The sequence below is a fragment of the Pseudoduganella danionis genome (assembly GCF_009720775.1).
GTDB lineage: Bacteria > Pseudomonadota > Gammaproteobacteria > Burkholderiales > Burkholderiaceae_D > Rugamonas > Rugamonas danionis.
Map to the genome: position 1 here is coordinate 35,919 of NZ_WNKW01000007.1, position 14,317 is coordinate 50,235.

Annotated in this window: 6 protein-coding genes; 3 read left to right on the forward strand and 3 right to left on the reverse strand. The window is 63.4% G+C overall.

The annotated features are described in order from the left end of the window. Nucleotides 1-96 precede the first annotated feature (96 nt). Nucleotides 97-10,044, reverse strand: coding sequence for a beta strand repeat-containing protein (locus tag GM655_RS20005; RefSeq protein WP_155436439.1), 9,948 nt, complete (start codon nt 10,042-10,044; stop codon nt 97-99). Nucleotides 10,045-10,240: 196 nt separating this feature from the next. Here GM655_RS20005 and nudC point away from each other — a divergent pair, with 196 nt between their 5' ends. The 3 genes from nudC (at nt 10,241) to GM655_RS20020 (ending at nt 13,080) form a co-directional block, all read left to right on the forward strand. Next, on the forward strand, nt 10,241-11,059 hold the full coding sequence (gene nudC, locus GM655_RS20010; RefSeq protein ID WP_155436440.1) for an NAD(+) diphosphatase: 819 nt from the start codon (nt 10,241-10,243) through the stop codon (nt 11,057-11,059). Between the two features lie 83 nt (nt 11,060-11,142). Beyond that, on the forward strand, nt 11,143-11,709 hold the full coding sequence (gene folE / locus GM655_RS20015) for a GTP cyclohydrolase I FolE (RefSeq protein ID WP_155436441.1): 567 nt from the start codon (nt 11,143-11,145) through the stop codon (nt 11,707-11,709). Nucleotides 11,710-11,769: 60 nt separating this feature from the next. Then, complete coding sequence (locus tag GM655_RS20020; protein ID WP_155436442.1) at nt 11,770-13,080, forward strand: thioredoxin family protein; 1,311 nt, start codon at nt 11,770-11,772, stop codon at nt 13,078-13,080. 18 nt (nt 13,081-13,098) lie between these two features. Here GM655_RS20020 and GM655_RS20025 read toward each other — a convergent pair whose 3' ends face one another. Both GM655_RS20025 and GM655_RS20030 read right to left on the reverse strand, forming a co-directional pair. After that, nucleotides 13,099-13,533, reverse strand: a complete 435-nt coding sequence (locus GM655_RS20025; protein ID WP_155436443.1) for a hypothetical protein — start codon at nt 13,531-13,533, stop codon at nt 13,099-13,101. Nucleotides 13,534-13,696: 163 nt separating this feature from the next. After that, a complete protein-coding gene (locus tag GM655_RS20030) occupies nt 13,697-14,311 on the reverse strand; it encodes an OmpW/AlkL family protein (protein WP_155436444.1) in 615 nt (204 codons plus the stop codon). Between the last annotated feature and the right edge of the window lie 6 nt (nt 14,312-14,317).

Genomic DNA, 14,317 nt, shown 5'->3' on the forward strand with positions numbered 1-14,317 from the left:
CCCTAATGATACCGTCTTGTTGCATGTTGAGGGGCAACTTTTGGCCGTCGAGCAAGAGCGTAAAACACGCTCTGCTCGACCGATGGCGCGCGTGCGCTAGCGTGGCGGCACGGCGAACCAGCTAGTTGCGGCGGGCGCCAGGCCATGCTCGGAGCGCTGTAGCGGGCTGGCCTGGTGGCTGGCGGCCAGCGCCGGCGCTGCCCAGTCGCGCGTGAGCGCAGCGCACCAGGCCGGGCTGGCCGGCGCCGTGACTGCTGCCGGCGCTACGGCCGGGCTGGCAGGCGGCTGCAGCGCATAGCTGCTGATGGCCTGGCTCAGGGCGCTGGTCTGCTGTGCCAGCGAGGCCGCTGGCGCCGGGCTGCGGAACCACACGTCGGCGCTGGCATGGCTGCTGCCGTCATTACTCTGGTAGCTCGCGCTGAGCCCGATGATGTTGCCATTCTGCTCGTCGCGGACGGCCGTGGCGCGGGTGGACAGGCTGGCAATGCCGAGCTGCTGCAGGCTGAACAGTTCGCCGCTCTGGCTGCGGCCATCGCTATTGCTGTCGACCCAGACGCGCAAGGCCTGATAGATCTGGTCGCTGCGGCTGATCTGGCCGTCGCCATCGCTGTCGTAGGCGGCCAGCGCAGCATAGCCGTCGGCGGCCAGGCTGCCGTCGGCCAGCCGGCTGGCGCTGCCGAACAGTTCGCTGCCGTCATTGATCTGGCCATCGCCGTTGCGGTCCAGCGCGAGCAAGCCGTCGTGGCGCTCGACCCAGCCGGTGGCCACGGCCTGGCCTTGCGCGCGCAAGTCGAACTGCACGCCCGCCTGCAGGCTCAGGGTCTGGACGCCGTTGCCGTCGAGGTCGAGCACCAGCGGGGTAGCGTAATTGCTCGAGCTGGTGTTCAGTGCCATGGTCTGGGTGACGGTCATGGCGCTGACCTGGCTGGCGCTGAAGGCATTGGCCTGAGTCAGGCTCAGGCCGCTCAAGGCGGCTGCGCTCAGCGAGGGAATCTGGCTCAGGGTGAACGCGCCGATCTGGTCGGTGCTGAGTATCGTGACCTGGCTCGCCTTGAGTACGGCCACTTGCGGTCCGCCCAGTGCGGCCAGTTGGTCGTTGCTGAAGATGGCTAGCTGGGTGGTTTTCAGGCTGCCTATCAGTACCGGGTTCAGGCCCGCGATCTGGCCGGTGGACAGATAGCTGATCTGCTGCGCTGTGAGCGCAGTGAACTGGGTAGTGTTCCAGGCATTGAGCTGGTCCACCGCCAGTCCGCTCAGTTGGTCCAGCGTGAGCGCTGCCACCTGGGCGTTCTTGAATGCGGCCAGTTGGGTGACCGTGAGCGCGCCCGCCTGGCTGCTGCTGAGTGCCGCCAACTGGGTGGTCGTGAGCGCCTGGATTTGCAGCGTGCCCAGTGCCTGCAACTGGTCGCTGCCGAACAGCGCGATCTGGTCGATGCTGAAGGCGGGCACTTGCGCCAGTTTCAGGCTGGCGACCTGGGCCGTCGTGAGAGCCATCACCTGGCTGTCCGTGAGTGCGCCGAGCTGGCTGTTGTTCAGATAGCCGATCTGGGTGGTGCGCAAGGCCTGGATCTGGCTGTCGCTCAGATACAGCAGTTGATCGTTGCTGATTGCACCGAGCTGGGCGCTGCTGAGTGCCTGCACTTGCTGGGTATTGAGCTGGCCCAGACGCGCCGGGTCCAGACTAGCGATCTGCAGCGTGCCCAGCACGGCAAAGCCGGCCGTGCTGAGCGCATTCAGTTGGTCGCTCGACATGCCTTGCACGGCACTCACGCTGAGTGCCACGGCCTGAGCGGTGCTGAAGGCCGCAAACTGGTCGGTGCTGAGCACATTCACCTGGCTGAGATCCAGTGCCGCGATCTGGGCCGTTTTCAAGGCACGGATCTGGCTGGTGTTCAGGGCCATGGTCTGGCTGGTGCTGAGAATGGCGAACTGGCTGGCACTCAGTGCGGCCACATCCTGGGTATCGAGCGCGGCTACCTGGGCCGTGCTGAAGGCGGCGAGCTGCTCGTCCGTCAGATTCGGCATCTGGCTGGTGCTCAAGCCCGTGATCTGCTCGCTGGCCAGTGCGGCGATCTGGCTGGTGCCGAGCGCGCTGATCTGGCTGCTCAAGAGCGCGGCCAGTTGGACAGTACGCAGCGCGCGGATCTGGTCGCTGCCGAGCGCTTGCAGATTGGTCACGCTGAAGCCATAGCTGAGCTGAGCTGTACTGAGTGCCGTAATATGGGCCGTATCGAGCGCAGCCGCCTGTTCTGCCTGCAAGCCGTAAGCGAGCACGCGCGTGCTCAGGGCGGCTAGCTGGCTCGTGCTCAGCGCATTGAGCTGATCGCTGTGCAGCGCACCGAGCTGGTCGGACGTAATCGCGTTGATCTGGCGCGTGCTGAGCACGGCCAGTTCGGCCGTCGCCAGCCAGGCCAGTTGCTCGGCCGCCAAGGCGGCGATCTGCTGGGTACTGAAGCTGGCAGCCTGGGCCGTGCTGAGCGCGCCGATCTGGTCGCTGTTGAGGGCCAGTAGCTGGCTGCTGGTCAGAACTGCCGTCTGGGCCGTGCGCAAGGCGCTGAACTGGCCCACGCTGAGGACGCTGATGGCGTCACTGCTGAGGCCATACGCGAGCTGGGCTGTCCCTAGCGCGCTGATGTGGGCGGTATCGAGGCCGGCGATCTGGCTGGTGCTCAAGCCCAGACTGAGCTGGCTGGTGCCGAGCGCGGCCAGGGCGGCCGTGCTCAGGGCGTTCAACTGGTCGCTGCCGAGCGCGCCGAGCTGATCGCTGTTCAAGGCCTGGGCCTGGCGCGACGATAGCACGGCCAGATCGGTCAGCTCGAGTGCGGCGACCTGATCCGTCTCCAGCGCGGCCAGTTGACGTGTGGCCAGCGTGCTGGCCTGGGCCGTGGTCAGCGCGGCGATGCTGGCTGTGCTGAGGCCGCTGCGGATCTGGCTGCTGCCCAGCGCCGCCAGTTGCTGGGTGCCTAGCGCAGCAAACTGGTCGGTGCTCAGGGCTTGTAGTTGGTCGCTGCCCAGCGCGCTCAATTGCGCCGTCCCCAGGGCTTGCAAGTCAGGAATTTCCAGTGCGGTGACCTGGTCGCTGAGCAGCGCATTGAGCTGGGCGCTGGTGAGCGCGCGCGCCTGGGCCGTGCTGAGCGCGACGATCTGGTCGGTGCTGAGTACGCTGATCTGGTCTGATGGCAGCCGGCTCAGCGCATTGGTGGCCAGCACGGCGAACTGTTCTGGCGTGAGCGCGAGCAATTGGCCAGTGCTCAGCGATGGCAGTTGCACCGTGTTCAAGGCTGCAACCTGGCTGGTGCTGAGCTGTGCTACTTGCTGGCTGGTCAGAGCGGCCAGCATCTGCGTGCTCAGCGTGGTGAACACGCTGGTGGCCAGCGCATTCAGTTGATCGCTGGTCAGGGCGGCGAACTGGCTGCCATTGAGGGCGGCCAACTGGCCGCTGCGCAGCGCGACAAAGTCGGCCGTGCCCAGCGCCGCCAACTGAGCGGTGCCGAGTGCGCTGATTTGCAGCGTGCTCAGAGCGGCGACCTGGGCCGTGCCCAGCACGGCCATGTGGACGGTTTGCAAGGCGGCGATCTGGTCGCTGCTGAGGCCGATAATCTGTGCCGTGCTCAGAGTGGACGCCAGATCCGTGCTGAGTGCGGCGATATTGGCCGTGCTGATGGCTGCGATCTGCTGCGAGCGCAGGATGGCGAAATCGACGGTTTCAAGCGCATCGAGCTGGTCGCTGCTGAGGGCAGCCACCTGTGCCGTGCCCAGTCCGCTGATCTGCAGGGTGCTGAACGCGATCATCTGGTCGCTGGTCAGCGCACCGAACTGGCTGGCATTGAGGGCGGCAATCTGGCTGCTCGACAGCGTGGCGAAGGCATCCGTGTTGATCACGGCGATCTGGTCGCTGCGCAAGGCATTGAGCTGACGCGTGGCCAGATTATCCATTTGCAGCGTGGTCAGGGCGGCGATCAGGCTGGTGTACAGCGCGCCCACCTGCGCCGAACTTAGCGCATCGATCTGGGCTGTGGTCAGGTTTTGCCACTGGTCCAGCGTCAGCGCATTGAGCTGGTCGCTGCGCAGCGCTTGCACCTGGCTGCTGCCCAGTGCTTGCAGTGATTGCGTGCTCAGCGACGGCACCTGAGCGCTGGACAGCGCGCGCAACTGGCTGCTGCTGAGCACGCCGAGCTGCTGGCTGGCCAGTGCGGCCAGATGGTCGCTATCCAGACTGGCAAGCTGGCCCGTACTCAGTGCCAGTATGTGCTGGCTTTGCAGTGCTTGCAGATCATCGGTTTCGAGCACCGCCAGTTGGTAGGTACTGAGGGAGGCCAACTGGGCGGTCGTGAGCTGGCTGTATTGCCAGCTAGTGAGGGCGATGATCTGGTCGCTGCCCAGGGTGCTGAACTGGCTGGTGCTGAACGCGGCCAGTTGGGCGCTGCCCAGGCTGGCCAGTTGATCGAGCAGCAGCGCATTGAGCTGGTCGCTGCTGAAAGCGCCTAGCTGGGCCGTGCGCAGCAGGTTGAGATTGTCTGTACTGAGTGCCTGTAGCTGCTGCGATTGCAGCGCGCGCAACTGGTCGCTGCCCAGCGCCTGCAATTGGGCCGAAGTGAGACTGCTGATACGATCGCCATCGAGCGCTTGTAGCTGTGCCGTGCCGAGCGCGGCAATGTGCTGGGTTTTGAGTACCGCCAGATCGTCCGTTTCGATCACGCTCAGTTGTGCCGTGCTGAGCGCGGCTAACTGGGCCGTACCCCATAGCTGGAACTGGCGCGTACTGAGCGCAATGATCTGGTCACTGCCTATGGCTTGCACCTGGGCGCTGTTCAAGGCCAGCATCTGGGCTGTGCCCAGGCTCTGGATTTGTTCGTCGCGCAGTGCAGCGATCTGAGCCGTGCTGAGCACAGGGATCTGGGCCGCTTTCAGGGCGGCCACTTCATCGCTGCTCAGGGCCTGGACCTGGGCCGTGTTCAAGGCGGCCAGTTGGACGCTGTTCAAGGCCGCAATCTGCTGGCTGCTGAGCGAGGCGATCTGGTCGGTGCTGAGCTGGCGTATCTGTTGCGAACCGAGTGCATTGAACTGCACGGTTTTGAGAGCGGCCAGATCTTCCGTTTCGATCGCACGCAACTGGTCGCTGCTCAGCATGGCAATGCTGGCGCTACTGAGGCCACCGATCTGGCGCGTGGTGAACGCGACCATCTGGTCGGTGCTGATGGCGCTGATCTGGTCCGTGCTCAGGTTACCGAGCTGGGCTGGCGTGAGCGCGCGCACCTGGTCGGTGGTCAGGCGGCTGAAGCTGCCCAGAGCGCTGAGCTGGGCCGCGCTCAGAATGGCAAAGTCGGCCGCGGCCAGCGCCGCCACCTGGTCCGATGACAGTGCGCCGAGCTGGCTGGTGGACAGCGCCCCCACTTGTACGCTGCTGAGCGCGTTGATCTGGTCGGTGCTGAGTACGGCCAACTGGGGATTGCGCAAAGCCGCCATCTGGCTCAGCTTGAGCGCGGCAATTTCGTCCGTGCTCAGCGCCAGCAATTGCGCGCTGCTCAGGCTGCTTATCTGGGCCGTGACGAGGGCGGCGATCTGCTGGGTGCTCAGATTGGCGATCTGGTCCGTGAGCAAGCCTTGCAATTGCGCCGTGCTCAGGGTGGCCAGCAGTGCCGGGGTGAACGCGCGCAACTGGTCGGTACCGAGGGCATCGAGCTGGAGCGTACTCAGATATTGCAGTTGGGCGCTGCGCAGCGCGGCCAGGTCCTGGGTTTCGATGGCCTGCAACTGCTGGCTGCTCAGGGTCTGCAAGTGCTGGCTGCTCAGGCCGGCCACCTGCGTGGCGCTGAGGCCGGCGATGTGGTCGGTGCTCAGCAGGCTGAACTGGGTGGTGCTGAAGCTGCCCAGTTGCACGGTATTCAACGCGGCCAGATCCTGGGTTTCCAGTGCAGCCAACTGGCTGGTGCTGAACGCGCGTATCTGGCCTGTGCTCAGGTTGGCAGCCTGCAAGGTACTGAGCGCCACGATCTGGTCCGTCGTCAGGCTCTGGAACTGGCTGCTGCTGATCACGCCGAGCTGGCTGATGCCGAAGGCGCGGAACTGGTCGGTGCTCAGGCTGCTTAGCTGGTCGGTGCTCAAGCTGGCGACCACATGGGTACGCAAAGCGCCGATGTCTGCACTCGACAGCACTTGCAACTGGGCTGTGCCGAGCGCGGCGAACTGGCGCGTACTGAGGCTGGCCACCTGGGCCGTGCTCATGGCGCTGAGCTGGTTGGTATTCAGGCTGCCTATCAGTGCGCTGCCGATGTAGCTGAGCTGGGCCGTTTTGAGCGCAGCAAAGTCCTGGCTTTCCAGCGCATTGAGCTGGTCGCTGCTGAGCGCGGCAATCTGCTGGCTGGCCAGATTGCTGACTTGCAGTGTGCTGAGGGCGGCCAGTTGGTCGCTATTCAGTGCGGCGATCTGAGCCGTCTTGATCGCAGCAAGCTGGCTGGTCTTGAGTACGGCCAGCATCTGCGTGCCCAGCGCGAGCAATTGTGCGCTGTCGAGCACGCTGATCTGGCTGCTTTGCAGACTCGTCAGTTGCTGCGAGCTCAGCGCTACCAGTTGATCCGTATTGAGTTTCTGTAGCTGGCTGCTATCGAGGGCATTGAGCTGGGCCGTGCTCAGGGCCAGCATTTGCTGGCTGTTCAGGGCATTTAGCTGGTCGCTGCGCAGGCTGGCGATCTGGGCCGTTTTGAGCGCTGCCAGATCGCGCGTTTCCAGTACCGCCACCTGGTCGCTGCCCAGCGCTTGCACCTGGCGCGTGGCCAGATTGGCGACCTGCATGGTGGTCAGGGCAATGATCTGGTCGCTGCCCAGACTTTGTAGCTGGCTATTCGACAAGGCCGCCAGTTGTGCGGTTTTCAGTGCGGCCAGATCGTCCGTTTCCAGTGCCGCCAGTTGCGCGCTACTGAGGCTGGTCATTTGCAGGCTGGTCAGATTGCTGGCCTGCGCCGTACTCAGCGCGACGATGTGCTGGCTACCGAAGGCGGCTAGCTGGCGCGTGGTCAGCGCGCTGAGCTGGGCAGTCTTCAAGGCTTGCAGTTGGTCGGTGCTCAGCGCAGCCACTACGCTGGTGGTGAGCGCCTGCACTTGTTGCGATTTGAGCGCCTGCAAGTCCTGCGTGCTCAAGGCACCGAACTGGTCGGTGGACAGCCAGGCCAGTTGCTGGGTGCCCAGCGCGCCTGCTTGCACGGTGCTCAAGGCGGCGATCTGGTCGGTGCTGATGGCGGCCGTCTGCTGCGAGTTCAGCACATTGAGCTGGCTGGACTTGAGCACGCTCCAGTTGGCCGTCGCCAGTGCTGCCACTTGCTGGCTCAGCAGAGCGCTGATCTGGTTGCTGCTGAGGGCTAGTACCTGCTGGCTGCTCAGGGCACCGATCTGGTCGCTACTGAGTGCCTGAAGCTGGGCGGTATTGAGCTGGAGAATCTGGCCCGTTTTGAGTGCGCTGATCTGGCTGGTACTGAGCGTCGCGATGAAGCGCGTGCCCAGTCCCGCCAACTGTCCCGTTTGCAGCGCGGCGAGGTCCTGCGATTCCATCGCGCTGAGCTGATCGCTGCTGAGTGCATTCAACTGGCCTGGTGTGAGCGCATACGCTTGCGCCGTGCTGAGCGCGACGATCAGATCCGTATTCAGCGCGGCCACCTGTTGCGTACCGAGCGCGACAATCTGGCTGGTCTTGAGTGCAGCGAAGTCGCGCGTTTCGAAAGCATTCAGTTGCAATGTGGACAGGCTGGCCATGCTGCGGGTGCTGAGTACACTGGCCTGGCTGCTGCTGAGCGCCACGATCTGGTCGGTGGTGAAAGCCAGCGTTTGTGCACTATTGAAATTGGCTAGCTGGACGCTGGTGAGCGCGCTGAACTGGTCGGTCGTCAGGGCCGCCACCGCGTTGCTGCTGAGTGCAGCAGCCTGTTGCGAGCGCAGGCTGGCCAGATTAGCCGTGGCCAGCGCCGTAATCTGGTCGGTACTGAAGCTGGCCAGTTGTGCGGTCGATAAGCTGATCAGTTGCTGACTCTTCAGGGCGGCAATCTGGTCGCTGCCGAGCGCCGACCATTGCTGGGTGCTGAGTGCGGCCAGTTGCTGGGTTTTGAGCAAGCTCCAGTTGCTGGTGGCGAGCGCCGCTATTTGCTGGCTGCTCAGGCTGGCCACTTGCTGGCTGGCCAGGGCATAGCTCTGGGCGGTGGTCAGCAGCGCGATCTGGTCGCTGCTGAGCGCGCGCAACTGGTTGGTGCTGAGTGCCAGCAACTGGGCTGTCGCCAGCGCCTGTAACTGGTCGGAACCCAGACTTTGCAGATTGGCCGTGCTCAGGCCGGCCAGTTGCTGGGTGCGCAGCGCAGCCAGCGCTGTGGTGGCCATGGCGCCCAACTGGTCGCTCGACAGGGCGGCCAACTGGCCGGAACCGAGTGCGGCTGCCTGGGCCGTCTTCAGTGCGGCCATCTGGCTGGTGCCGAGCGCGGCGATCTGCTGGCTGGCCAGCACATTGATCTGTACGGTGCGCAGCGCGGCTAGCTGGTCGCTGCTCAGTACACTGAGCTGCAGCGTGGATAGCGCGCCAATCTGCGCGGTATTCATGGCACTGACTTGGGCCGTACTGAGTGCATTGATCTGGTCGCTACTGAGTGCCGGTAGCTGGGTGGTTTTCAAGGCAACAAACTGCTGCGTGCTCAGCGCGAGCAACTGATCGCTGCTGAGCGTGGCAATTGCATTGCTGCTGAGCGCGGTCAGTTGTAGCGTACGCAGCGCGGCCAGATCCTGGGTGCTCAGCGCCTGCAGCAGGCTGGTGCTGAGACCGGCCAACTGGGCCGTGCTGAGCGCGGCGGCCTGAGCGGTGCTCAGTATGCTGAACTGGCTGCTGTCGAGGGCATTTAACTGGGCGCTGCCCAGGCTAGCGAGCTGGCTCGTGCGCAAGGCAGCCAGGTCACGGGTTTCCAGTGCGGCTAGCTGGTTACTGCTGAGCACCGCCAACTGGCTGCTCAGCAGAGCGCTCACTTGCTGGGTGGTCAGAGCGATGATTTGATCGCTGCCGAGTGCGCGTAACTGGGCGCTGCGCAAGCTGACGATCTGGCCGGTCGTGAGCGCGGCAATCTGGTCGGTACTGAGCAGGGCTGTGCTGCTGGCGTCGAGGGCGGCCAGTTGCTGGCTCTTTAGGGCGGCAAAGTCCTGGGTTTCCATGGCCAGCAACTGGGCGCTCGATAGCTGGTTTAGCTGCAGGGTGCTGAGGGCGCCGACCTGGGTGGTCGTCAAAGCCTGGACCTGATCGGTGCTCAGGCTGCTGATCTGGGCCGTGTTCAGGCTGGCAATCTGTGCGGTGCGCAAGGTGCTGAAGCCAGCGGTGCCCAGTGCCGCCAACTGGTCGCTGCTCAGGCTGCTGGTCTGAGCGGTGCTCAGATTGCTGCTCTGTTGCGTGGTCAAGGCCGCGAACTGCAGCGCGGACAAGCCGCTCAGCACATTGGTGGCCAGCACGCTGAGCTGGGCTGTGCCCAGCGCTGCCAGATCTTCCGTATCGAAGCTGGCCAACTGGCTGCTGCTCAGACCGGCCATCTGGCGGGTTTGCAGCGCGCCGCACTGGGCGCTGCCCAGCGCCGCAATCTGGCTGGTGGACAGGGCGCGCAACTGGCTGCTGCTGAAACCGCCTATTTGCTGGGTTTGCAGGGCCGCATAGTCGGCCGTACCGAGCAGGCTGAGCTGGGTGGTGCTGAGCCCGGCCAACTGGGCCGAACCGATGGCGGCAAACTGCGCGGTGGTCAGACCATATACGAGCTGGCTCGTGCTGAGGCTGACCAACTGGGCGCTGCTGAGAGCAGCAATCTGCTGGGTGCTCAGGCCATAGGCTAGCTGTTCCGTGTTTAGCACGGCCAGATTTTTAGTCGATAAAGCCCGTACCTGGTTGGTGCCCAGATAGCCGAGTTGCTCCGTGCGCCAGGCCGTCATTTGCAAGGTGGTAAACAGCAGCATATCGGCCGGGGTCAGGGCGGCGATCTGTGCGGCGGGCAGGTTGGCAACTTGGTCTGTGGTTAAACCGGGTACGAGTGATGGCATGTTTAGATTCTCCTTGCGCCAATATATAGTACTGCCGCGCCTGCCCAAGGCTGGAGCAAGATGGGAAAAACCGTTTAAATCTTGGTCTGAAAACAAGCACTTAGCGGCATATTCTGGCGTCTAGGCTACGGTGAAAAGTGGGCAGGAAGGAAAGACTGTAAGATCCTGTTTTTGTCCATAATCCGAGGTCCCTCTGATGCTGCAGACGCCAGACACATTTGAGCCGCTGATCCGGCCGCATGAGCATGCCATTCCGATAACCTTGCTGGTTTGTCGAGGTCAGTTGCTATTGCGCAACAACGATCACGCTGTGCCAGAGGCAGAAGTGATTGAAAAACTGAAAGTTCCGTCCGGGCGGCTGCATCCGCTGGGCCTGTGGCAGGGCCGTTATTACCAGATGGGCTGGGTGGACGAGCCTGATGCACCGGAGCCCGGCTATGGCTTTGTCGGCCTGCGCACGCTGTTCGGTGTGATCGATGACGGGCTGGCCGCGCTGGCCGCGCGCGCCGTGCAACTGGCCGAATGGGCGCGCACCCACCAGTATTGCGGGGTGTGCGCCACGCCCATGCAGCGCCTCGAAGGCGAGCGCTGCTATGCATGTCCGGCCTGCGATATGCGTGCTTATCCGCGCATCTCGCCGGCCATGATGGTGCTGGTGCGCAAGGGCGATGCCGTGCTGCTGGCCCAGCACGCCCGCCCGGGTGCGCCTCGCTACACGGCGTTGGCCGGTTTTCTCGAGGCCGGCGAATCGATAGAGGACGCGGTGCACCGCGAAGTCTACGAAGAGGTGGGCTTGCGCGTGCACAATCTGCGCTATTTCGGCAGCCAGTCCTGGCCCTTCCCCCATTCGCTGATGATCGCCTATACGGCCGAATATCTGAGTGGCGAGATCCGCATCGATGCGAGCGAAATCACTGATGCGCGCTGGTTCGGCCCGGACGACGCGTGGCCCGAGCCGCCCACCACCACCTCGATCGCGGCCGAATTGCTGCAGGCGAACCGGCCGCGGCGCTAGGCGGTAAGACCGGCGTGAAACCGGTATACTGTCGCCCATTCGTTCAGCTTAGTTAAGCTTAGTTAAGGTAAGGTAGTACACAGATGTCGCAAAACACATTCAATGAAGACGACTGGCGTCGTCTGATCGCCAGCTTCGGCGAAGACCCCAACCGTCCGGGCCTGCTGGAAACCCCGGCCCGCGTGAGCAAGGCCTGGCAGCACTGGACCTCCGGCTATGCGCAGGATCCGATGGAATTGCTGAAGGCTTTCGAAGATGGCGCCGAGCAGTACAACGAACTGATCGTGGTGCGCAACATCCCCGTGTACAGCCATTGCGAGCACCATCTGGCACCGTTCTTCGGCAAGGCCACGGTGGGCTATGTCCCGAACGGCAAGATCGTTGGCCTGTCCAAGCTGACCCGTCTGGTGGACTGTTTCGCCAAGCGTCTGCAGGTGCAGGAACGCATGACCATGCAGATCGCCAATGCGCTGATGGAAGTGCTGGAACCGAAAGCCGTCGGCGTGGTCGTGCGCTGCCGCCACCTGTGCATGGAAAGCCGCGGCATCCGCACGCCGGGTGAAGAAACCGTGACCTCGGCCATGCTGGGCGAGCTGCAGCCGAATCTGGCCATGCGCACGGAATTCCTGGCACTGGCGCGCGAAGACTAACGCGGGCCAGCAGCAACCTGCGAGTTCAACACACAGACTGACAGTAGCAAAGGTAGATCGATGACGGCAATCACATGGTGGCAAGGCACGCCGGCGGCAGCGCTGGCTCAGGCGGCAGCGCAACAGCAGCCTTTGTTTCTGTACTGGGGCGCGCAGTGGTGCCCGCCGTGCAACCGGGTGAAATCGGAAATCTTTGCGCACAGCGCAGTGCAGGCGCTCAGCCGCCAGCTACTATGCTGCCAGCTCGACGGCGATAGCGCAGGCGCACAGGCGCTGGCCGGACAGTTACGCTTGCGCAGCTATCCCACGCTGGTGCTGTTTGCGCCCGACGGCACGGAAATCACCCGCCTGCCCTGCGAGTTCGATGGTGAACGGTTTGCCGCAGCGCTGGCGCAGGCACTGGCCGTGCACGCGGCCGGTTCCAGTGCGGCCACGGCACTGCAGGCGGCATTGACTGCCAGCCGTGCACTCAGCGCCGCCGAGTGGAACTTGCTGGCCGATTATTCCTGGGATACGGATGAAGGCGCATTACTCGGCGAGCGGGCGCTGGCGCCCACCTTGCTGGCGCTGCTGAACGCTGGCACCGCGGCGGCCACGGCGGCCACGGCGTTGCCACGGCTGAAGCTGCACGCACTGCTGGCGCAGGCCAGTTCGCCGGAAGCCGGCGCAGCCCTGCTGCTGGCCGTTTGTGCAGACGAGGCGGTGGCCCGTGCCAATATGGACTTGCTCAACAACTACGGCATTGAATTGATCAAGCTGTGTGCCCAGCGCGAAAGCGTGGCGGCCGCGCTGCGCGATCGTGCCGCCCTGTGGGCTGATGATTTCTGGCTGGCGCCGCCCGATAAACTGGCGGCGGCCCGTCTGCAGTTGCGCATGGCGCGTCTGCTGGCACCGAGTGCGGCCATGCATGAGGTGGCGCACCAGCAGGTGGCGGCGGCACTCGATGCGGCCAGCGATGCCTACCAGTTGCACACGCTGGTCAATACGGCCGTAAGCCTGTTCAATGAAGCGGGGTTGGGCGCGGATGCCGAGCATTTGCTGCAATCCCATTTGCCCGCATCGCATACGCCGTTCTACTTCATGCTCAGTCTGGCGGGCATCGCCAAACGGCGCGGCGATATCGCCGCTGTGCTGGACTGGTACCAGCATGCTTACGAAACCGCCGTCGGTCCGGCTACCCGCATCCAGTGGGGCGTGACTTATCTGAGTAATCTGATGGAGCTGGCAGCGGCCGACAGTGCCCGTATCGAGCAGGCGCGGCTGGCGTTGCTGGAGGATGTGGCGATTGCTGGCGAGGATGCACGGCATCAGCGCAATGCCGCCCAGTTGCAGAAACTGGTGCGCTGGCCACAACTGGCGCTGCCAGCCTGAGGCGGCCGGCAGCCGCGCTTATTTGTTGGCGGGCGCCGTGTCGGGCACGCTTTCGAGCACGGCTGCTTCGAACACCAGTTTTTTCTCGTCGACGCGGAACACGCCTATCAGTTCGCCGCCATCGCCTTTGACATCGGGATACTGGCTGCAGGTTTGCGATTCCACCTGCCACACTTCTTCCCCGGCGCGCAGGGTCCAGACGTTGTCGCCGCCGGACAGCAGTTCCACTTCCACCTCATCGGCCGGCATATCGGTCAGCGGGATGCGGCGCAGGCAATCGGGCAGATGCTGGATGATGATTTCCACGTCACTGTCCTTGCTCCAGAAATGCTTCTGCACGCGATGCAGGGTCAGCACATGGCTGCCGTTCTCGCCATCCACATGGTAGGAGGCGCTATCGTCGACGCAGGCAGTGAGCAGCAGGGAAGTCAGAATAATCAGCAACTTGCGCATGGGGCGGGTTTCCGTTCAGGTTACGCTTAATGTAGCAACATTATAGCGATCTTGCAGCAGTGCTCTATAAAACAACAATGCCCGTGCAAGCACGGGCATCAGATCAGTTCGCGGTGCAGCAATCTGTCCTCATTGAAGGACAGATCATTGCCTGCAGACTTGCTTAGAAGCGGTAGCCTACGCCTACGCCAACCAGCAGTGGGTCTACTTTAACAGCGCTAGCTTTGGCGCCGCCGATGAACACATCGCTACGGATCTGTACTTTTTTCACGTCCACGTTCAGCGACCATTTCTTGTCGATGGCGTAGTCCACACCAGCTTGCAGAGCGAAGCCGAAGCTGTCGTGTTCCAGACCGGCTTTACCAGCCAGCAGGTCAACTTTCGACAGGGTGGTGTAGTTCACACCAGCGCCGATGTATGGCTTGATCGGTGCGTCCAGTACGAAGTGGTACTGAGCCAGCAGGGTTGGTGGCAGATGTTTGAAGGTACCGATTTTGCCGCCGTCCAGGAACACGTCGTGTTTCTGTGGGTAGGTCAGGATCAGTTCAGCAGCCAGGTTCGGCGTGAAGAAATACGATACGTCGAGTTCTGGAATGGTTTTGCTGCTAACGGTCAGACGGTCCGATGCACCGGCGCCGCCAACTGGATCCGACTTGTCAGCTGGGTCGATATGCACTGCGCGAACGCGCACCAGCCATGGGGTTTCTTGTGCCACTGCGGCGGTCGATGCTGCCAGGCTCAGGGTTGCCAACACTGCTGCTGCTAAAGACTTGTTCATTTTACT